General features: G+C 69.7%; 17 protein-coding genes. 6 read left to right on the forward strand and 11 right to left on the reverse strand.

The annotated features are described in order from the left end of the window. The first annotated feature begins 16 nt into the window (after nt 1–16). From DXK32_RS12160 to DXK32_RS12170, 3 genes are all read left to right on the forward strand, one after another. The gene (locus tag DXK32_RS12160) at nt 17–1,513 is read left to right on the forward strand and encodes a multicopper oxidase family protein (RefSeq protein ID WP_114858736.1); all 1,497 of its coding nucleotides are present in this window, start codon (nt 17–19) and stop codon (nt 1,511–1,513) included. A 224-nt stretch (nt 1,514–1,737) separates the two neighbouring features. Next, complete coding sequence (locus DXK32_RS12165; protein WP_114858737.1) at nt 1,738–2,775, forward strand: polysaccharide pyruvyl transferase family protein; 1,038 nt, start codon at nt 1,738–1,740, stop codon at nt 2,773–2,775. Between the two features lie 73 nt (nt 2,776–2,848). Further along, nucleotides 2,849–4,135: a hypothetical protein gene (locus DXK32_RS12170; protein WP_247877109.1), complete on the forward strand. Its 1,287-nt coding sequence runs from the start codon at nt 2,849–2,851 to the stop codon at nt 4,133–4,135. Here the strand turns inward: DXK32_RS12170 and DXK32_RS12175 are convergent. From DXK32_RS12175 to DXK32_RS12195, 5 genes are all read right to left on the reverse strand, one after another. Continuing rightward, nucleotides 4,098–4,904: an ABC transporter permease gene (locus tag DXK32_RS12175; RefSeq protein ID WP_114858738.1), complete on the reverse strand. Its 807-nt coding sequence runs from the start codon at nt 4,902–4,904 to the stop codon at nt 4,098–4,100. The genes DXK32_RS12170 and DXK32_RS12175 overlap by 38 nt on opposite strands. 3 nt (nt 4,905–4,907) lie before the next feature. Then, nucleotides 4,908–5,675 carry a molybdate ABC transporter substrate-binding protein gene (gene modA, locus DXK32_RS12180; protein WP_114858739.1) on the reverse strand — a complete coding sequence of 256 codons (768 nt, stop codon included), beginning with the start codon at nt 5,673–5,675 and terminating at the stop codon, nt 4,908–4,910. 285 nt (nt 5,676–5,960) lie between these two features. Continuing rightward, a complete protein-coding gene (locus tag DXK32_RS12185; RefSeq protein ID WP_114858740.1) occupies nt 5,961–7,466 on the reverse strand; it encodes a tagaturonate reductase in 1,506 nt (501 codons plus the stop codon). 27 nt (nt 7,467–7,493) lie between these two features. Continuing rightward, nucleotides 7,494–8,567 carry an aldose epimerase family protein gene (locus tag DXK32_RS12190; protein ID WP_114858741.1) on the reverse strand — a complete coding sequence of 358 codons (1,074 nt, stop codon included), beginning with the start codon at nt 8,565–8,567 and terminating at the stop codon, nt 7,494–7,496. A gap of 136 nt (nt 8,568–8,703) precedes the next feature. After that, nucleotides 8,704–9,756 (reverse strand): GNAT family N-acetyltransferase, encoded by a 1,053-nt coding sequence (locus DXK32_RS12195; protein ID WP_114858742.1) that lies wholly within the window; start codon nt 9,754–9,756, stop codon nt 8,704–8,706. Nucleotides 9,757–9,979: 223 nt separating this feature from the next. On the opposite strand from DXK32_RS12195, the gene DXK32_RS12200 reads away from it, so the two are divergent. Then, nucleotides 9,980–10,582 carry a hypothetical protein gene (locus DXK32_RS12200; RefSeq protein WP_114858743.1) on the forward strand — a complete coding sequence of 201 codons (603 nt, stop codon included), beginning with the start codon at nt 9,980–9,982 and terminating at the stop codon, nt 10,580–10,582. A gap of 20 nt (nt 10,583–10,602) precedes the next feature. Here DXK32_RS12200 and DXK32_RS12205 read toward each other — a convergent pair whose 3' ends face one another. The 6 genes from DXK32_RS12205 to DXK32_RS12230 form a co-directional block, all read right to left on the reverse strand. After that, nucleotides 10,603–12,429 (reverse strand): IlvD/Edd family dehydratase, encoded by a 1,827-nt coding sequence (locus tag DXK32_RS12205; RefSeq protein WP_114858744.1) that lies wholly within the window; start codon nt 12,427–12,429, stop codon nt 10,603–10,605. A gap of 110 nt (nt 12,430–12,539) precedes the next feature. Next, on the reverse strand, nt 12,540–13,517 hold the full coding sequence (locus DXK32_RS12210; RefSeq protein WP_114858745.1) for a Gfo/Idh/MocA family protein: 978 nt from the start codon (nt 13,515–13,517) through the stop codon (nt 12,540–12,542). Nucleotides 13,518–13,525: 8 nt separating this feature from the next. Continuing rightward, nucleotides 13,526–14,737 carry a multiple monosaccharide ABC transporter permease gene (gene mmsB, locus DXK32_RS12215; protein ID WP_114858746.1) on the reverse strand — a complete coding sequence of 404 codons (1,212 nt, stop codon included), beginning with the start codon at nt 14,735–14,737 and terminating at the stop codon, nt 13,526–13,528. Further along, nucleotides 14,734–16,317 carry a multiple monosaccharide ABC transporter ATP-binding protein gene (gene mmsA, locus DXK32_RS12220; protein ID WP_114858747.1) on the reverse strand — a complete coding sequence of 528 codons (1,584 nt, stop codon included), beginning with the start codon at nt 16,315–16,317 and terminating at the stop codon, nt 14,734–14,736. The genes mmsB and mmsA overlap by 4 nt, the downstream gene beginning before the upstream one ends. Before the next feature lie 187 nt (nt 16,318–16,504). Then, a complete protein-coding gene (gene chvE, locus DXK32_RS12225) occupies nt 16,505–17,581 on the reverse strand; it encodes a multiple monosaccharide ABC transporter substrate-binding protein (RefSeq protein WP_114858748.1) in 1,077 nt (358 codons plus the stop codon). Between the two features lie 115 nt (nt 17,582–17,696). Continuing rightward, nucleotides 17,697–18,725, reverse strand: coding sequence for a LysR family transcriptional regulator (locus DXK32_RS12230; protein ID WP_114858749.1), 1,029 nt, complete (start codon nt 18,723–18,725; stop codon nt 17,697–17,699). A 151-nt stretch (nt 18,726–18,876) separates the two neighbouring features. Between DXK32_RS12230 and DXK32_RS12235 the strand changes: the two genes are divergently transcribed. Further along, nucleotides 18,877–19,761: an SMP-30/gluconolactonase/LRE family protein gene (locus DXK32_RS12235; RefSeq protein ID WP_114858750.1), complete on the forward strand. Its 885-nt coding sequence runs from the start codon at nt 18,877–18,879 to the stop codon at nt 19,759–19,761. 40 nt (nt 19,762–19,801) lie between these two features. Continuing rightward, nucleotides 19,802–20,728 (forward strand): dihydrodipicolinate synthase family protein, encoded by a 927-nt coding sequence (locus DXK32_RS12240; protein ID WP_114858751.1) that lies wholly within the window; start codon nt 19,802–19,804, stop codon nt 20,726–20,728. Nucleotides 20,729–20,751 lie beyond the last annotated feature (23 nt).

Raw genomic sequence — 20,751 nt, forward strand, 5'->3', positions numbered from 1 at the left:
AACGGACCATCGCATCATGACGATTCTGCAGACTCGCCGCCGTTTCCTGGCGTCCGCGGCTTCGGCCGCCGTGCTGGGCGGCCTGTCCCCCCTCCTTCCCGCCGTCGCGCGCCCGGCGCGGGCCGCGGCGCCTCTCCGCCTCGCCGTCGAGCGGCGGGTGCTGGAGGTGATGGGCAAGCCCGCCTCCGTCTTCGGCATCCGCCAGCCGGACGGCACTGCCGGCCTGGTCCTCGATCCGGGGCAGCGCTTCCTGGTCGATCTGGCGAACCGGGCGGGGGAGGACACGGTCATCCACTGGCACGGCATGACCCCGCCCTACGCCCAGGACGGCGTGGCCGACGCGAACCGCCCACTGATCCGCGACGGCGCCAGCCAGGGCTACGATTTCGAGCCGCGGCCCGGCACTCACTGGATGCACTCGCACCACGGGCTTCAGGAGCAGCGTTTGATGGCGGCCCCGCTGATCGTCCGCACTGCCGACGACCGGCGGGCGGACGTTCAGGAAGTCACCGTGCTGCTGCACGATTTCACCTTCAAGGACCCCGCCGAGGTGCTCGCCGGGCTGACTGGTGGCGCCATGGATCATGGTGGCGGGCATGGAAGCGGCCACGGGGGCCATGGCAGCGGGCATGGCGGGGCCATGCCGATGATGGACCACTCGAATATGAAGGGCATGGGCGGCATGACCATGGCCGCCATGGACCTCAACGACGTGGAGTACGACGCCTACCTCGCCAACGACCGCACGCTCGACGATCCGGAGGTGGTGCGGGTGGAACGCGGCGGGCGGGTCCGGCTGCGGCTGATCAACGGGGCGACCTCGACGGCCTTCCACATCGACCTCGGCGTCCTCGACGGCACGGTGGTCGCGGCGGACGGCAACCCGGTCCAGCCGGTGACGGGGCGGCGCTTCGGCATGGTCATGGGCCAGCGGCTGGACATCCTCGTCCAGCTTCCCGCCGGGGGCGGTGCCTTCCCCATCCTGGCGCAGCGGGAAGGGGAGCGTCAGCGCACCGGCATCATCCTCGCCACACCCGGCGCCACGGTGGGCAAGACCGCCGGCCTCGCGGACGCCGCCGCCGGGCCGGTGGACCTGTCGCTGGAGCGGCGGCTGACCGCGCTCGACCCGCTGTCGGAGCGTCCGGTGGGGGCGGCCTTCACCATCCGGCTGACCGGCGGCATGGCCCCCTATGTCTGGACCATCGACAACCGACCCTTCGGCGAGCACCGGCCGCTAACCGTCCGCAAGGGGCAGCGGGTGAGCATCACCATGGTCAACGAAAGCCCGATGGCCCACCCGATGCACCTGCACGGCCAGCATTTCCAGGTGACCGCGCTCAACGGGACGGCGCTGGCCGGGGCGGTGCGCGACACGGTGCTGGTGCCGATGAACGGGTCCGCCACCATCGCCTTCGACGCCGACAATCCTGGGCGCTGGCCGCTGCACTGTCACAACCTTTTGCACATGGCGACGGGGATGATGACCGAATTGGTGTGCAAACAAACCATATGAACACGAATATTCCGGCGCGGCCCGACCGCGCCGGAACGGGTACCGCAAAAGTCCCGCGCCGAGTCGGAGGGGTGGAGCCGGCAAATCCAGGGGCATTCCTTTGGGAGCGAACTTTCACGCATCACCCCCATTCACATTGGGCCGGGGCGTGTCACTTCTCTTCCATCTGCGGGGCCGGCAACCAATGTTCCGGGACCAATCTTCTGCGGGGGCGGCCATTGGCCATGGATACGTGGTGTTATGACGGCGGTGCCGGGGGGCGCGCGGCCGCCGGATCTGGTGGTGGGTCCGCCGGCGGTGCCGCCGGTGCGGCGGACCTGTGGCTGTACCCGGACCTTGCGGCCCTGGAGGCGCTGTCGCTGCGGGTGCGGGACTTGGTTCTGCCGCATCTTGGCAGCGGGCCGGCCGTCTATGCGGACATCCCGGTCCATCTGAACGTCGGGGATCTGCTGATCAACCAGGGGGCGGAGGCGCTGTTCGCCGACGGCGGCGTGGAGATCCGCGAGCGGGTGACGCTGGGCAACGCCCGTCGCCTGCTGCGCCGCCAGCGCGACGGGCAGGCGGCGATCCTGCTGCACGGCGGCGGCAATTTCGGCGACCTCTATCCCCATCATGAGACGTTCCGGCAGAAGGTGCTGGAGAGTTTTCCATCCAGCCGCGTCGTGCTTCTGCCGCAGACCGTCTACTACCGCGACCACGACCGGCTGCGCCACGACATGAAGCGCTGGGCGGCCCACCGCAATCTGGTCTTCATGGCGCGCGACGCGCCGTCGCTCGATCTGGTGCGGCCCTTTCTCGGGGAGCGGGCGATCCAGGTGCCGGACCTCGCCCACTACCTGACGCGCTACCCGACGCGGCTGACGCCGGTCCGCCCGGCCCACGACACCACCCTGCTCGTCATGGCCCGGCGCGACCAGGAATGCGCGGGGCGCCATTGGCTGCGCCAGGATTCGCCGGTCTTCGACTGGGAGGATCTGTGCGGGCCGGAGGATTTCGCCGGCTTCGCGCTGGCCGCCCGGCTGATCCGGCTGGACGACGCGGTGCCGCTGCCCGCCGATCCGCTGCGCGGCTGGTATCCCATCCGCGACCGGCTGGTCCGCAAGGCCGTCGCCCATTTCGGCGCGGCCAACGCCGTGGTCACCAACCGCCTGCACGGAATGCTGCTGGCCCTGATGATGGGGCTGCCGGTGCAGGTGCGCGACAACTCCTACGGCAAGCTGACCAACTACATCGACAGCTGGCTCGCGGATTGGAAACGGTAAGGGTCCCGGGAACGTTTGCGCCCCGCATCCGTCTGTCATCCCGGAACATGGGCTGAAGAGGGCGTCGGCGGGTATGGCGGGCATGGTGGGCAAGGGGGGGCTGCACATCGGATTCGAGGAGACGGCGAGCGGCGGTCTGGTCCGCCGCACCGTCCTGCTGTCCGAGGACGGCGCCCGCCGCCGGCACCGTGTCGTCTACGAGTTCGAGGACCCGGCCGGGACCGCGGCGGACCGGCCGATGGACGGGTCGGTCATGGCCGTCCTGTTCCACGCCATGGAGCGGGGCCTTCCCGTCCATGTCCATGGGCCGCTGACCCGCAAGGCGCTGCACAACATCGACGCGCTGCAAGGGGTGTGGCGGCGCTGGCGTCCCGACCGCTACCGGACGGTGGAGATCATCCCGGAGACGGTGGTCGACCGCGATGCGCCCAAGCCGGGGCGGCGGGCTATCGCCGCCTATTCCAGCGGGCTGGACAGCACCTTCACCATCCTGCGCCACCGGCTGCTCCTGCCGCCGGAGCGCCGCCACCATGTCGGCGCGCTGCTGATGGTGCACGGCTTCGACGTGGAATTGGACCGGGCCGAGGATTTCGAGCGGCTGGTCGAGCGCACCCGGCCCTTCCGCGATCTGGTCGGGCTGGACCTGCGGGTGGTGCGCACCAACAGCAAGGAACTGCATCTCCAGAACTGGCAGGATTCCCACGCGGCGGAGCTGGCGGCCTGCCTGCATCTCTATGAGGCGGAGTTCGAGTTCGGACTGATCGGCAGCACCAAGCCCTACGACGCGCTGGTCATCCCCTACGGCACCACGCCGATCGCCGACCATCTGCTGTCCGGCGACGGCTTTTCGATCGTCCATGACGGGGCCGCCTATTCGCGGACGGAGAAGGCCGCGGCGGTCGCCGCCTATCCGGAGGCGGTGCGCTCCCTGCGCGTCTGCTGGGAGGGGGTGCAGCAGTTCCGGAACTGCGGCGTTTGCGAGAAATGCGTGCGCACCCGGATGAACTTCGCCGCCGCCGGGGTGCTCGCCCCGGACTGCTTCGACGGGCCGCTCGACCCCGCGCGCATCGCCGGAATCCCCGTGCGCAACGAACCGCAGGCGGCGGAACTGCGCTCCATCCTCGACTACGCCCGCCAGCACGCGGTGGAGGGGGAATGGCTGGAGCGGCTGAAGGAACGGGTAGGCACCATCCAGCCGGACTTCGGGCAATCCGATCTTGGCTCTCCCGAGCCCCGTCCCGTCCGGGCGGTGAAGGGTGCCGCCGCGTCGCTGCGGCAGGCGGCGGTGGGTCTGCTCGACGCCATGGAGCTGAAGCAGCCGCTCAAGCGGGTCCGCAACCGGCTGCGGACCCGCGGCTGACCCTGTCGCCCCGTCGCGCGCCGAGCAGCCGCATCGCCACCAGCATCAGCAGAGCCGCCGCCAGAAGCAGGATGGCGCAAGCGACGGCGATGCCGGTTTCCCCGGTGGCGATGTTGAGGAAGACGGCCATGGGCAACGTCTCGGTCTTCAGGCGGGTGGCTCCGGCGACCATCAGCGTGGCGCCGAACTCACCGAGCGCCCGCGCCCAGGCCAGAACGGCGCCCGCCGCGATGCCCCTGGCGGCCAGCGGCAGCTCCACCCGCCAGAACACCGCCCAGGGGGCGGCGCCCAGCGACTGCGCGGCGACGGCGTAGCCCCGGTCGACGGACCGGAAGGCCGCCGTGGCGGTGCGCACCACCACCGCGGTGGACACGAAGGCCAGGGCCACCACCACGCCCGCGGGCGAGAACAGCAGTTCCATCCCCAGCGCGGGAACCGGCCCGTTGCGTCCGAGCAGGAACAGCAGCCCCAGCCCGGCGACCAGCGGCGGCATGACCAGCGGCACGTCGAGCAGCGTGTCGAGCAGGACCTTTCCCGGAAAGCGCCGCCGCGCCATCAGGTAGGCCGCCGGCAGGCCGAGGGCCAGCGCGATCCCCAACGCCGCGACGGAGGTCAGCGCCGACAGCCGCAGCGCGAACAGCGTTTCCGCCGCGCTCAGGGCGGCCCAGAGATCGTCCGGGGGCAGGCGGGCCAGCAGGGCGCCCAGCACGCCCGCGATCGTCAGCGCGACGATGGCGAGCGGCAGACCCAGCAGGACGGCGAAGCCCATCCGTCACATCCTCGGGGCGGGTGGGAAGCCGAAGCGCTGGAAGGTGGCAAGGCCGGCGTCCGAGGCCAGGAAATCGGCGAAGCGCTTGGCGGCGTCCGGCGCGGCGCTGGTCTTCAGCACGGCGACGGGGGCGTATTCGGCCTCGTACCAGTCCGGCGGGATGGCGAGGACGGACAGCTTGCCGGGATTCTGGGCGGCCTCCGACGCGCCGATGATGGCGGCGTCGACGTTGCCGTCCAGCACATAGAGGGCGAGCTGCTTCACGGTCGCGGCGCGGACGGTGACGTTGCGGCGGATCGCCTCGCCCTGGCCGGACTTGTCCAGGATGTCCTCCGCCGTGCGGCCCAGCGCCATGGCCTGCGGGTCGCCGAGTCCGACGCGGACGCCCGGCTTGGCGAGGTCGGCGAAGTTGCGGATCGCCTCGGCCTTCCCCGGCGCCACGGCCAGCACCGGGCCGTGCACCACCAGCACCGTGAGGTCGGCGACCGCGCCCAGCTCCTTCAGCTTGTCGGTGTAGAAGGTCGTGCCGGGGATGAACAGGTCGCCGGTCCTCGTTTCGGCAAAGCGGGCGAGGAGCTGGCCCGACCCGCCATATTCGGCCGTCACGGTGATCCCGGTCTCCTTGCGGAACGCCTCGATCAGCGCGTCCACCGGCGGGCGGAGGCCGGCGCCGACATAGGCGTGGAGGTCCTGGGCCGCCGCGGCGGCGGTCTGGGCGGCGGTCTGGAGGGCCAGCAGCCCGAAGGCGAGGACGAAGGCTTTCAAACGCATGGACACGGTTCCTTCGGTTCGTTGCGGAATGACGACTCGCCCGACGCTGTATCGATTCGGATACTGCGCTGGATGGACGCTGTCAACAGGCCGTTGTACGCGAAGGTATATAGCGGTGGCGGGACATCCCGTGTTTCCCTCTCCCCTCCGGGGAGAGGGTTAGGGTGAGGGGGGTGCGCGTGTGCCGGACTTACGGCCATGTGCAACCCCCTCACCGGCCCTCCGGGCCACCCTCTCCCCAGAGGGGAGAGGGTTATTATGAAGAGCCCATGTGGCTTAAGGGACTCAACTCACCAACGCTTCCAAAGCGCCGCGCATGCCGCGCTCCTCGATCACCGCCAGATGGATGGCGGTGCGGTGGGCCAGACCCGGGATGCGGGTCAGGTCCTCGCCCCACAGCGCGGCGTCGGACAGCACGGCGTCCACCAGCGCCGCCGGATCGCCGCCATGCGCCGCCCAGGCGTCGGACAGCACCGCCAGGACCGCCGCGTCGTCGCGGATGGGATAAGGGCCGGCGTCGCGGCTGCCGGTGCAGGCACCGTCCGCCGCCGGCGTTCCCTTGTAGAAGCGCAGCAGGGCGGCCAGCGAGAAGGACAGGCCGTCCGGCGCCTCGCCATGGGCAGCCGCGTAGTCCTTCAGGCTGGGCAACACGCGCACCTGCCACTTCGACACCGAGTTCAGCGAAATCGCGATCAGCTCGTGCCGGATGTGCGGGTTGCCGAAGCGCTCCATGATGGTGCGGGCGTAGTCCTGGCGCTCGGCGTCCGGCAGGGGCACGAAGGGCACGATCTCCCCGAACATCACCGTGTTCAGGTAGGCGGACAGGGTGGCGTCGTCCATCATGCCCTTCACCGTGTCCACCCCCGCCACGAAGGCGGCGAGCGCCCCGGCGGTGTGGGCGCCGTTCAGGATGCGCACCTTGCGCGTGCGGTAGGGCTTGAGGTCGTCGGTCCAGACCACGTTCAGCCCGGCCTTGTGCAGCGGGAATTCCTCGGCCAGGGCCGCCGGGCCTTCGATGACCCAGACATGGAAGGGCTCGCCGGCCACGGCCAGCGGGTCCTCATAGCCCCACGCGGCGGTGAGCGCAGCGGCCTCGTCGCGCGGATAGCCGGGGACGATGCGGTCGACCAGCGTGTTCAGGAAATGGTTGTGCGCCTCGACCCAGGCGGCGAAGCCGGACTCCAGGCCCCAACGCTTGGCGTGGGCCAGCACGATCCGCTTCAGCTTGGCGCCGTTGGCCTCGATCAGTTCGCAGGGCAGCAGGACGAGACCGCTCTCCGGCGTGCCGCCCAGCGCGGTGAAGCGGGCGTGCAGCAGCGCCGCGACCTTGGCCGGGAAGCTCTGTTGGCAGGCGCCGGGGGTGTAGGGCTCCGCCACGTCGGCGATGCCGGCCTCCGTCGTGTTGGACACCAGGAAGCGCAGCGCCGGGGACGTGGCAAGGGCCAGCATGCGGTCCCACTCCGCATAGGGGTTCAGCGCGTCGGACACGCAGCTCACCACCCGGCGGGATTCGACCGCCGCGCCCCGCTCGATGCCGCGCAACAGGACGGTGTAGAGCCCAGACTGCGCGTTCAGCAGGCCGGCGACGCCCTGGTCCAGCGGCTGGGCAACGGCGACCCCGGCGCTCATCAGCCCGGCGCCGTTGGCGACGTCCACCATCCAATCGACGAAGCCGCGCAGGAAGTTGCCGTCGCCGATCTGAAGGACGGTGACGGGCAGCCGCGGGGCGCCCGCCGTGTGCGCCACATCGAAGGCGCCGGCGGCGAGCGATTCACGGGAGAGAAGAGGCATGACGGAGGGTCCTTTGGGATTCGGAGTTCAGGCGACGCCGAAGCGGTAGACGATGCGGCCCGCGCACCATTGGCCGGGTGCCAGCGCGGTGGAGGGGAAGGACGGGATGTTGACGGCGTTGGGGAAGTGCGACGGCTCCAGGCAGAAGGCGCTGTGCCGGGTGTAGAGCGTGCCGCCCTTGCCCAGGTCGCGCGGCGTCTGGCCGTCGAGGAAATTACCGGTGTAGACCTGCACGCCGGGTTCGGTGGAGAGGACCTCCAGCACGCGCCCGCTGCCGGGATGGACGACGCGGGCGTGCAGCCCCAGCGCGCCCGCCGGCTTGTCCACCGCGTAATGCAGGTCGTAGCCCTTGCCGAGCGCCAGCATCGGGTGGTCGGCGGCGATCCGCGCGCCGAAGGCGGCGGGGCTGCGGAAGTCGAGGGGGGTGCCGGTCACGTCCACCAGTTCCCCGGTGGGGACGGCGGTGGCGTCGAGCGCCAGATAGCGGCTGCCGTTGACCGTCGCCACATGATCGAGGATCGAGGACCCGGCGTCGCCCGACAGGTTGAAGAAGGTGTGGTCGGTGAAGTTCGCCACGGTCGCCTTGTCCGCCGCCACGGCGGTCCAGGCGATGGTCAGGGCGTTGTCCTCGTCCAGCGCATAGACCAGCCGGACGGGCAGGGTGCCGGGAAAGCCCTCCTCCCCGTCCTGAAAGACATAGGTCAACTCCAGGCTCGTCTCGTCCAGTTGCCGCGCGTTGAAGGTGCGGAAGCGGGAGCCGCGCTGGCCGCCGTGCAGGGTGTTGGGCGGCGCGTTGACCGCGGTGCGGTGCTCCACCCCGTCCAGCGTAAAGCGTCCGCCGCCGATGCGCCCGCAATAGCGCCCGATGAAGGAGCCCATAGAGGGCTGGCCGGCCATCGTCTGCTCCAGCGTCTCGTAGCCCTGCACCACGTCGCCGAGGGCGCCGTCGCGGTCGGGCGCCAGGATCTGGACGATCTTGCAGCCGTAATTGGTGAGGCGGACGGCCATGCCCCGGCGGTTGCGCAGGGTGAACAGGTCGGTCGGCGTGCCGTCGATGGTGGCGCGGAAATCCTCGCGCCGGAGGTCGGCATAAGGCGTCATGGCGTGGGTGCCCCTTGGACCGGATGGGTGCCGGAAGTATGTCGGATATATTAATATATCAGTTGTGGGGGCGAAAGGAGAAAAGCGCCCGCCGCCGGAGCGGGCGCTTTTGCCGCACGTCGAATGTTTGAAGGCGTCAGCGGGCCAGGGCTGCGCCCAGTTCCCCCACCCCGATCTGGTAGGTTCCGAGAACCTTGTGCTCCGCGTAACCGAGGCGGCGGTTGATCGCCAGCATCGGCCCGTTCGTCGCCGCGTTGCGGGTGATCATCAGCCGGACGGAGGGCCGGGCGGAGCGGACATGCCGCAGCAGGGCGGCCTTCAGCCCCTTGCCCACCCCCAGCCCGCGGCGGTCACGGCGCACGCCGGTGACGATCTGATGGACCCGGTCGGTTATCTCCGGGTGCCAGAAGACGTCGCTGAAGCCGATCACCGAACCGTCGGCGTCGCGCAGCACCACCATGTGATGCTCCACCTGCTGGAACTGGATGTTGCGCTTCCATTCCATGGCCATCGCCATCGTCACCGGGATCAGCGGTTGGTCCAGCCGGTCGCGCGGCAGGTCGGGCAGCAGGGCGTTGTGCAGCGGCAGGATCGCTTCGAACTCCGCATCCGGGATCTCGCCGGCATGGATGGTTTCCGTCAGACCGGAAAGCGTGCGGCGCATCGCCGCGTGCCATTCCTCCACCATCGTCCAATCGACGCTGTCCAGCGCCAGCCGGCTGTCCACTGACCGCAGCCGCTCGTCGGCCCCGATGGCACGCAGGAAGGCGTGGCTGTCCGTGTCGTCGGTGACCAGAGTGAGCAGGGTCTTCCCGTGCGCGGTCATCAGGCCGTGGATTTCCGCCAGCAACCGCCGGCCGACCCCCCGGTGCCGCCACTCTTTCAGCACGAAGCCGTCGGCGTGCAGGTGGGGCAGAGCCGCCTGGATGTTCGGCTGTTCCGGGTTGGGCAGGAAGGTGCCGACGATGCCGACAATCCGGCCTTCTGTCCGTGCCACCCAATGGACATTGCGTCCGAAGTCGCTCGGCTGGCGTTCGATCGCTTCGAACCAAGCGTCCGAGGGCGGGAGGTCGTCTGCGCCGAACTGCTCGTGCCGGATCCGGCGGAAAACATGCCGCTCCGCCCATAACTCCGGCGAAGCGCTGTGCGGGTCGAAGGGAAGGATTTCGAACGCGGGCGGAGCGGTCATGAGCGCCCTCGGTTGGAACGGTGCACGGACTGCGGGAGTGTGCGGCGTTTCTCCACGCTCCCGGGCTGTGTCGGATCGTCGCAACCCGCGGGTTGTCGATGGTCGGAGTCACGTCCGTTCGGGCGCCTCACCTTCTGCGCGATGGCTTGATGATGCCGGCAAGGCGACAATTGAGGGTTGCCGGGGCGCCGTGAACCGGCCGGCGGGACGGGGGAGGACAGCCGTGACCACCCTCTTTCACGACGCTCTGCACGAGGACTTCGGCACTTGGCCTATCGCCTACATCCCTTATGGCGGGGCGGAGTTCGGCGAGATCAAGGCGGTCGCCGAGGCCATCGGCGACGGTGTCGACGACGCCTATTACGACGCCTGGACCGCGGCAGGCGACCGGCTGGCGCATGAGGCCGACCTCGCCCTGGTCAAGGGCCACAAGGCGACCGCCCGCGCCCTCTATCTGCGGGCGAGCGCCTTCCACAACGCCTCCTTCCACCCGCTCTACGGCGCGCCCGTCGATCCGCGCCTGATCGCCGCCTTCCGAAAGGGGACGGCGGCGCTCGACAAAGGGCTTTCGCTCGGACCGCGCCCGGCCATCCCGCTGGCCATTCCCTTCGGCGGGATGGCGATGCTCGGCCGCTTCATTCCGGCGGAGGGTGACGCCCTGTCGGCCGGTGCGGGCGCCTTCTTCAAGGCGCTCACCGGACCGAAGACGCTGATGCGCTTCACCGCCGCCGAGGGCGCCGACGGGCATTGCGAGATGGGCAACCGCTCCCTCCTGAACCTCCGCGCCCTCGATTGGCTGGATGAGCGGTTCGAGGTGGGGGGCTGACGCGCCGCACGGCTGTTCCGTCAGTGGTTGTCGCGCGGGATGCCCATGGTCTGGGCGACCCGCTGGTACTTGACGGCGGGCTTCAGCACCATGCCCTCGTCGAGCTGGTCGACGATGCCGCGCTGGATCTCCTGCCAGGGGGTCTGCGACGGCGGGATCGGGTAGCCGCCCGCGGCGTCCAGAGCGGCGCGGCGGTCGGCCAGCTCGCCCTCCGAAATCAGGATGTCGGCGCTGCCGCGGCGCAGGTCGATGCGCACCCGGTCGCCGCTGCGCAGCAGGGCCAGCCCGCCGCCCGCCGCCGCCTCCGGCGAGGCGTTGAGGATGGAGGGCGACCCCGAGGTGCCGGACTGGCGGCCGTCGCCGATGCAGGGAAGGGAGTGGACGCCCTGCCGGATCAGCGTGGCGGGGGGCCGCATGTTGACGACCTCCGCCGCCCCCGGATAGCCGATGGGGCCGGTGCCGCGGATGACCAGGATGGTGTAGGCGTCGATGCCCAGGCCGGGGTCGTCGATGCGGTGATGGTAGTCCTCCGGCCCGTCGAAGACGACGACCTTGCCCTCGAACGCCTCGGGGTCCTGCGGGTTGGACAGGTAGCGTTCGCGGAATTCGTCGGAGATGACGCTCGTTTTCATGATGGCGGCGCCGAACAGGTTGCCGCGCAGCACCACGAAGCCGGCGTTGGGCATCAGCGGCTCGTCGACGGGGTGGATCACCCGGGTGTCGAGGATCGGCTGCTGGCGGCAGTTCTCGCCGATGGTCCGGCCGTTCACGGTCGGTGCTCCCTCGCGGATCAGCCCCTTGCCCATAAGCTGGGCGACGACCGCGGGCACGCCGCCGGCGCGGTGGAAGTCCTCGCCCAGATACTCGCCGGCCGGCTGGAGGTTGACCAGCAGCGGCACATCGTGCCCGTGGGTCTGCCAGTCCTCCACCGTCAGCGGTACGCCGATGTGCTTGGCGATGGCGTTGATGTGGATCGGCGCGTTGGTCGAGCCGCCGATGGCGGAGTTGACGACGATGGCGTTGAGGAAGGCGTCGCGGGTCAGGATGTCGGAGGGCTTGAGGTCCTCGCGGACCATCTCGACGATGCGCTTGCCGGTTTCGTAGGCGGCCTGCTGGCGCTCGCGGTAGGGGGCGGGGATGGCGGCGGAGCCGGGGAGCTGCATGCCCAGCACCTCGGCCAGCGAATTCATCGTGGAGGCCGTGCCCATCGTGTTGCAGTAGCCGGTCGAGGGGGCGGACGACGCCACCAGCTCGATGAAACCCTGATAGTCGATCTCGCCGGCCGCCATCATCTGGCGGGCCTTCCACACGATGGTGCCCGAGCCGGTGCGCTCGCCGCGGAACCAGCCGTTCAGCATGGGGCCGACCGACAGGGCGATGGCCGGGATGTTCACGGTGGCCGCCGCCATCAGGCAGGCGGGGGTGGTCTTGTCGCAACCGATGGTCAGCACCACCCCGTCGAGCGGGTAGCCGTGCAGCACCTCGACGAGGCCGAGATAGGCGAGGTTGCGGTCGATCGAGGCGGTCGGCCGCTTGCCGGTCTCCTGGATCGGGTGGACGGGGAACTCGATGGCGATGCCGCCGGCGGTGCGGATGCCTTCGCGCAGGCGTTCGGCCAGGACCAGATGGTGCCGGTTGCAGGGGCTGAGGTCGGAGCCGGTCTGGGCGATGCCGATGATCGGCGCGCCCGATTGCAGCTCCTCCCGCGTCAGCCCGAAATTCAGGTAGCGCTCCAGATAGAGCGCGGTCATGTCGGGGTTGTCGGGGTTGTCGAACCACGCGCGCGAGCGCAGCCGCCGGCCGGAGCCGATTTCCGGGTGCTGGGGGGAGGGCTTCGTATCGGACATGTCGGCACCAATTCGGGTTGGGGGCGCGGACCGGGGTCGGCCGGCGCCGGGGTCGTTCGGAGCCTCGTTCGGGCGTCGTTGGAAGTCGGCCGGGCGGTGTGTCCGGCGCTTTACCAGTGAAAGGCGTCGGTGGTGCGCCAGCGCCCGACCAGACAGGCGTCGGCGACCAGTTGCAGCGGACGGGCGTCGACGTCGCCGGCCGCGTCCGCGATCAGATGGCGGAAGCGGTGGTAGATGCCCTGGTACTCGGCGTCGGGCTCGGCCAGCGCCGGCACGCCGTCCACGCTCAGCCGCGTTCCGCCGTGGGTCAGGTCGAACCGTCCGCTCTCCGTCTCGATGGCGATGGTCCAGGTCTGCTCGCCCTCCTGAAGGAAATCGAAGGCGGCGGTCACCGTCCCCACGGCGGAGCCCGCAACGCCTTCCATCCTCAAGCTGGCGGCGATGGGCGTGTCGCGGTTGGCGGGGACCCGCAGCTCGGCGTCGCGGACGACGACGGGGTCCGGCAGGATCTCGGTCAGGATCGACAGGGCGTTGATGCCCGGATCGAAGACTCCGAAGCCCCCCGCCGCGAAGATCCAGTCCTGGCCGGGATGCCAGCGCCGCACGTCCTCCTTCCAGGTGATGGCGGCATGGCGGACGGTGGCGCCGGCCAGCCGCCGCCGCGTCTCCTCCACCGCCGCGTTGAAGCGGGAGTGCCACGCGGCGAACAGCGTGCGCCCAGCGGTGTCCGCCGCGTCGAGCAGCAGGCGCAGCTCTGTGAGGGTGGCGGCCGGCGGCTTCTCGATCAGGACATGCTTGCCGGCGCGCAGCGCCTCCACCGTCAGGGCGTGGCGGACCGCGGGCGGCGTGCAGATGGCCACGGCGTCGAGGCCGGGCAGGGCGGCCAGCATCTCCGCCTGGCTGCGGAAGACCGGCACGTCGCCGAGCCCGGTTTCCTCCGGGGTCGGGCCTTGCGGGCTGACCACCGCGGCGAGGCGGAACAGGCCGGTGGCGGCGATGGCCGGGACATGCTGGTCGCGGGCGATCTTGCCGAAGCCGACGATGCCCAGGGTGAGGGGGCCGGGGGGAAGGGGGCTGGGACGGGTCATGACGGTCCTCACGCCTTGTTCTTGTTGTAGACGTCGATGGTGACGGCGGCGAGCAGCACCATGCCCTTGATGACCTGCTGCCAGTCGATGCCGATGCCCAGGATCGACATTCCGTTGTTCATCACGCCCATGATGAAGGCGCCGATCACCGCCCCGGTCACCCGGCCCACGCCGCCCGACGCCGAGGCGCCGCCGATGAAGCAGGCGGCGATCACGTCCAGCTCGAACGAGACGCCGGCCTTCGGCGTGGCGGTGTTCAGCCTTGCGGCGAAGATCAGCCCGGCCAGCGCCGCCAGCACCCCCATGTTGACGAAGGTGTAGAAGCTGAGCCGCCGGGTGTCGATGCCGGACAGCTTGGCCGCCTTCTCGTTGCCGCCCAGCGCGTAGACGCGCCGCCCCACCGTGGTGTTGCGGGTGACGAAGCTGTAGAGCGCGATCAGCACGCTCATGATGATCAGCACGTTGGGCAGGCCACGGTAGGAGGCCATCAACTGCCCGACATAGATCAGCACCGCGGCCAGCGCGACGTTCTTCGCCACGAACAGCGGCAGCGGCTCCTGCTCGATGGCGACGCTCTGCCGGCGCAGGCGCGCCCTGGTGTTCATCGCCACCATCGCGGCGGCCACGGCCGCGCAGAGCAGCAGGCTGGTCAGGTGGAACTTGCCCAGGTTGAGGGCGTCCAGCGCCAGGAAGTCCGGGATGAAGCCGGAGCTGAGGCGCTGGAACTCCACCGGGAAGGGACCGACCGACTGGCCGGCCAGCAGGATCAGGCACAGGCCGCGGAAGACCAGCATGCCGGCCAGAGTCACGATGAAGGAGGGGATGCGCAGATAGGCGACCCAGAAGCCCTGCACCGCCCCGATCGCCGCCCCGGCCAGCAGGCACAGCAGCGTCGTGGTGACGAAGTCCAGATGGAGCCGCACCATCAGCGTCGCCGCCAGCGCGCCGATGAGGGCGACGACGGAGCCCACCGACAGGTCGATGTGCCCGGCGACGATCACCAGCAGCATGCCCAGCGCCATGATGACGATGTAGCTGTTCTGCAGAACGAGGTTGGTCAGGTTCAGCGGCTGCAGCAGCGTGCCGTCGGTCATGTACTGGAAGAACAGGACGATGGCGACCAGCGACAGCAGCATGCCGTACTCGCGCATGTGCGCTTTCACGAACCGCCCCATGGACACCCGCGGGCCGCGCGCCGGCAGGTTGAGTTCGGCACTCATGGCAGAGCCTCCCCGGACATCAGCGTCTCGCCGGAGCGCATGATCGCTCCCATGATCTTCTCCTGGCTGGCCTCGGCCGCCGGCATCTCGGCGACCATCGCGCCGGCGTTCATCACATAGATGCGGTCGGCGACGCCCAGCAGCTCCGGCATTTCGGAGGAAATCAGGACGACGCCCCGGCCCTCGGCGACCAGTTGGTTGATGATGGTGTAGATCTCGTACTTGGCGCCGACGTCGATGCCGCGGGTCGGCTCGTCGAGGATCAGAACCTGCGGGTCGGCGAACAGCCATTTGCTGAGCACGACCTTCTGCTGGTTGCCGCCCGACAGGTTGACCGTCTCCTGGAACACGTCGGCGCAGCGGATGCGCAGCCGGCGCCGGAACTCCTCGGCCACCTGGACCTCCTGCTCATGGTCGATGACCCAGCGCTTCGCCACCCCTTTGAGGTTCGCCAGCGTAACGTTGTGGCGGATGTCGTTGTCGAGCACGAGGCCGAGATGCTTGCGGTCCTCCGTCGCGTAGGCGAGGCCGTTCGCCATGGCCCGGCTGATGGTGGAGACGTCGATCTCCCGACCGTCGAGGAAGGCCTGACCGCGGATGTTGCGGCCGTAGGAGCGGCCGAACAGGCTCATCGCGAACTCGGTGCGGCCGGCGCCCATCAGCCCGGCGATGCCCACCACCTCGCCGCGGCGGACGGTCAGGTTCACGTCGCGGACGACGCGCCGGCCGGGGTGGGCCGGGTGGTCGGCGCTCCAGCCCCTGACCTCGAACAGCACCTCGCCGGGCACGGTGGTCCGTTTGGGGTAGCGGTCCGACAGGGCGCGCCCGACCATGCCGCGGATGATGCGGTCCTGGCTGACCACGCCCTCGCGGCAGTCCAGCGTTTCCACCGTCGTGCCGTCGCGCAGGATGGTCACCCGGTCGGCCACCTTGGCGATCTCGTTCAGCTTGTGCGAGATGAGGATGGAGGCGATGCCGCGCGCCTTGAATTGCAGCAGCAGCTCAAGCAGGGCGTCGCTGTCGCTCTCGTTCAGGCTGGCGGTCGGCTCGTCCAGGATCAGCAGCTTGACCTCCTTGGACAGCGCCTTGGCGATCTCCACGAGCTGCTGCTTGCCGACGCCGATGTCGGTGATCAGGGTCTCCGGCGGGTCGTGCAGCCCGACCAGTCGCAGCAGCTCCCGCGCCCGCAGGGTGGCGGCGTCCCAGTCGATCACCCCACGGCGCGCCTGCTCGTTGCCGAGGAACAGGTTCTCGGTGATCGACAGCAGGGGAACCAGGGCGAGTTCCTGGTGGATGATGATGATGCCCAGCCGCTCGCTGTCGGCGATGCCGCGGAAGCCCTGGGGCTGGCCGCGAAAGCGGATTTCACCCTCGTAGCTTCCCTGCGGGTAGACCCCGCTCAGCACTTTCATCAGCGTCGATTTGCCGGCGCCGTTCTCGCCGATCAGCGCGTGGATCTCGCCCTCGCGGACCGACAGATTGACGTCGTCCAGCGCCTTCACGCCGGGAAACGTCTTGGTGATGCCTTGCATCTCCAGGATCGGCATCGCCAGACTGGACCGCTCCAGGATGGAGTCCATGAGAATCCTCCGAGGAACCCGCAATCTCAGTCCCCTCTCCCCTCTGGGGAGAGGGTTAGGGTGAGGGGGTTGCGCTTTTGCCGGACGCACCGTCACGCGCATCCCCCTCACCGGCCCTCCGGGCCACCCTCTCCCCAGAGGGGAGAGGGTTATGAATGCCGCTTGGCGCCCGCCCCGCGCCGCCGCGTCACTTGACCTGGGCTTCGGTGTAGTAGCCGCTGTCGACCAGCGTGCTCTTCCAGTTCGACGCGTCCACGCTCACCGGCTTCAGCAGGTAGGCCGGGACGACCTTCTTGCCGTTGTCGTAGGTCTTGGTGTCGTTGACCGGCGGCGTGCCGCCGCCCAGCACCGCGTCGACCATCTCCACCGTGATCCGCGCCAGCTCGCGGGTGTCCTTGAAGACGGTGGCGCGCTGTTCGCCCGCCAGGATCGACTTGATCGAGGGGACCTCGGCGTCCTGCCCGGTCACCACCGGCATCGGCTGCGACGGCGAGCCGTAGCCGACCCCCTTCAGCGAGGAGATGATGCCGATGCTGATCCCGTCGTAGGGCGACAGCACGGCGTCGACGCGGCGGTTGCCGTAGAAGGCGCTCAGCAGGTTGTCCATGCGGGCCTGGGCGGTGGCGCCGTCCCAGCGCAGGGTGGACACCTTGTCCATGCCCACCTGACCGCTGCCCACCTTCAGCTTGCCGCTGTCGATGTAAGGCTGCAGCACCGACATGGCGCCGTTGTAGAAGAAATAGGCGTTGTTGTCGTCGGGGGAGCCGCCGAACAGCTCGATGGTGAAGGGACCCTTGCCGTCCTTCAGGCCCAGCGCGTCGACGATGTAGCTGCCCTGGAGCACGCCGACCTGGAAATTGTCGAAGGTCGCGTAATAGTCCACGTTCTCCGACCCGCGGATCAGCCGGTCGTAGGCGATGACCTTGACGCCGCGGTCCTTGGCTTGCTGGAGCACGTCGGTCAGCGTCGTGCCGTCGATGGCGGCGATCACCAGGACCTTGCTGTTCTTGGCGACCATCGTCTCGATCTGGGCGAGCTGGTTGGGGATGTCGTCCTCGGCGTATTGCAGGTCGGTCTTGTAGCCCTTGGCCTGGAACTGCTTGACCATGTTGTTGCCGTCGTCGATCCAGCGGGCCGAGGACTTGGTGGGCATCGCGATGCCGACGGTGGGCTTGTCCTGCGCCAGCGTCGGCGTGGCGGCAACGGTCAGGGCCAGCACGCCGACGGCCATCCCGGCCAGTGTGGTCGTGAACGAAGAAGACATGGGCCGATTTCCTCCCCCTTCTGCGGCACCGGGTTGGCCACACCCGCGGCTCTTGAACGGGTGTCGGGTGGCGCAATGTTTGTAAGGCTAGCAATCGGCCGAAAAACCATAACTGTCAAATACGATTATTGGCAGAATCCATACACAATTCGATATCACTTGAGGTGCTGGGCTGCGGCGCTTCCTGCGCGCGGCGCATCTTGGCGTCGGACGCCGCCCGCAAGGCGGCCAGGGCGGTGCGGGCACCCGGCGACAGCGGGCGGTCCTTCAGCCAGAAAATGCCGTAGGGCTCGACGCTGAAGCGCTTGTGGAAGGGCACGATGGTGCAGCTGCCGGTGGGGGAGAACACCTGGGCGAGCGCGCGGGCGAAGACGGTCACCGAATCGTTCTCGGCGACCATCGCCAAGGAGATGACCGGCGAGGCGCTTTCGATCACCTTGCGCGGCGGCGGCACCCCCTCGGCGCGGAACAGCGCCTCGACCCGGCTGCGCAGCAGGCTTCCCGAGGGCTGGAGAATCCAGGTGGCGTCCACCAGATCGGCGGCGGTCAGCGGGCGGCCGAGCCGCAGCAGCGGATGGCCGTCGCGGCAGACGAAGCACAGCTCCTCGCTGCTGATCTCCTGATACTCGAAGCACGCGGCGTCGACGTGGCCGGGCAGGCGGCCGACCGCGAAATCCATGACGCCCTGCTGCACCCGCTCGGCCAGCACGTCGCTGGTCTCCACCGCCACGGCGATCTTCAGGTCGGGATGATCGCGGGTCAGGGTGGTGATCACCGGCACCACCAGCTCCACCGCCGGGGCCATCACCGTGCCGATGGAGACGCTGCCGCTGTGGCCGGCCAGCAGGTCGTTCAGCTCCTCCCCCGCCTCCTGCAGGCCGCTGAGGATCGCCCGCGCGTGGCGGATCATCAGGCCGCCGTACCAGTTCGGCTCGACGCCGCGGCCATGGCGCTCGAACAGGGTGACGCCCAGCGACTCCTCCAGGTCGCCCAGCAGCTTCGAGGCGGCCGGCTGCGACATGGTCAGGCTGGCGGCGGCGCGGTGCAGGTTGCGGTGCTCGTCGAGCGCCACGAACAGCTGGAGATGGCGCAGCTTCAGCCGGGCCTTGAGGAACCAGTTGGCCGGGAAACGGTGCGGGGTCACGGGCGGGGGCCTCCGGTCTGACGAAGCGCCGGCATACGAAATCTCGTATCGCCAGCGCCGATATTCGTATTGGACGATTATCAGAACGCTCTCTATTGTTGGCATGGTCAACAAAATTCGGAATGGAACCGCGAGGGGGAGGCGACACGGCATGCCGCAGGAGGTTCGTTGCGTCTGGCCCGCCCGGGCGCTCCTGGGCGAAGGCCCGCTGTGGTCGCCGGGGCAGGGCGCCGTCTTCTTCGTCGACATCCACGGATCGCGGATTCTGCGCCACGGGCTCGACGACGGGACCCAAACGGATTGGGCGTTGGAGGACGCCGCCTGCTGGCTGGTGGAGTGTGCCGATGGCGACGGCTTCATCGCCGGGCTGTGCTCGCGCCGGGTGGTCCGCCTGCGGCTGGAGCCGGGCCGCGTGGTGATCGCCGGGGAATTGGCGCGGATCGACCCCGACCGGCCGGGCAACCGGCTGAACGACGCCAAGGCCGACGCGCAGGGGCGCCTGTGGATCGGCAGCATGGACGACGGAGAGGAGACGCCGTCCGGCGCCTTCCACCGGCTCGACCCCGACGGGTCGATCACCCGCATGGATGAAGGCTACACCGTCGCCAACGGCCCGGCGCTGGCGCCGGACGGGCGGACGCTCTACCACACCGACAGCGCGGCGCGGACGATCCACGCCTTCGACCTGGACGGCGCGGGGCGGCTGTCCGGCAAGCGCGCCCACATCCGCTTCGCCGAGGCCGACGGCTATCCCGACGGCATGACCTGCGACGCCGAGGGCGGCCTGTGGGTGGCCCATTGGGACGGCGGGCGGGTCAGCCGCTTCCAGCCCGACGGCACGCTGGACCGTGCGATCGCGCTGCCGGTGTCGCGGGTCACCTCCTGCGTCTTCGCCGGCCCCGCCCTCGACCGGCTGTTCGTGACCACGGCGGCGCATGGCCGCCCCGACGAACCGCTGGCCGGCGCGCTGTTCGAGTGCGATCCCGGCGGCGTTTGCGGCCTGCCGCCCGGCCGCTTCGGGCATCCGCCCGGCTGACCCGGCCTGCAATCCACCCGACAGAAGGACCCCAACGGCCATGGCCCCCAGCGCCCGCCCCTATCGGGGAGTGTTCCCCGTCGTTCCCACCATCTTCACCGAGACGGGGGACCTCGATCTCGCCGGGCAGACGCGCTGCGTCGATTTCATGATCGACGCCGGCTCCGACGGCCTGTGCATCCTCGCCAACTTCTCCGAGCAGTTCGTGCTGACCGACGCCGAGCGGGAACTGCTGATGGAAACCATCCTCGGCCACGTCGCCGGCCGGGTGCCGGTCATCGTCACCACCACCCATTTCAGCACCGCCGCCTGCGCCGCGCGCAGCCGCCGCGCCCAGGAGCTGGGGGCCGCCATGGTGATGGTCATGCCGCCCTACCACGGCGCCACCATCCGCGTGCCCGAGGCGGGCATCACCGCCTTCTTCCAGCGGGTGTCCGACGCCATCGACATCCCGATCATGATCCAGGACGCCCCGGTCAGCGGCACCGCTCTGTCGGCGGAGCTGCTGGCCCGCATGGCGCGGGAGATCGCCAACGTCGCCTATTTCAAAATCGAGGTGCCGCAGGCCGCCGCCAAGCTGCGCCGGCTGATCGAGCTGGGCGGCGACGCCATCGAGGGGCCGTGGGACGGCGAGGAGGCGATCACCCTGCTGGCCGACCTCGACGCCGGGGCGACCGGCGCCATGACCGGCGGCGGCTATCCCGACGGCATCCGCCAGATCATCGACCCCTTCCTGGCCGGCGACCGCGAGGCGGCGGTGGCGGCCTACGGGCGCTGGCTGCCGCTGATCAACCACGAGAACCGCCAGTGCGGGCTCGCCACCGCCAAGATCCTGATGAAGGAGGGCGGCATCATCGCCTGCGACGCCGTGCGCCACCCGCTGGCGGACCCGCATCCGGCCAGCCGCGCTGGCCTGCTCGACGCCGCCCGCCGCCTCGACCCGCTGGTCCTGCGCTGGGCGCGCTGAGGACGGCGTCCCCCCTCGCAAAC

Origin of the sequence: Azospirillum brasilense (assembly GCF_003349955.1) — a bacterium.
Classification (GTDB): Bacteria; Pseudomonadota; Alphaproteobacteria; order Azospirillales; family Azospirillaceae; genus Azospirillum; species Azospirillum brasilense_B.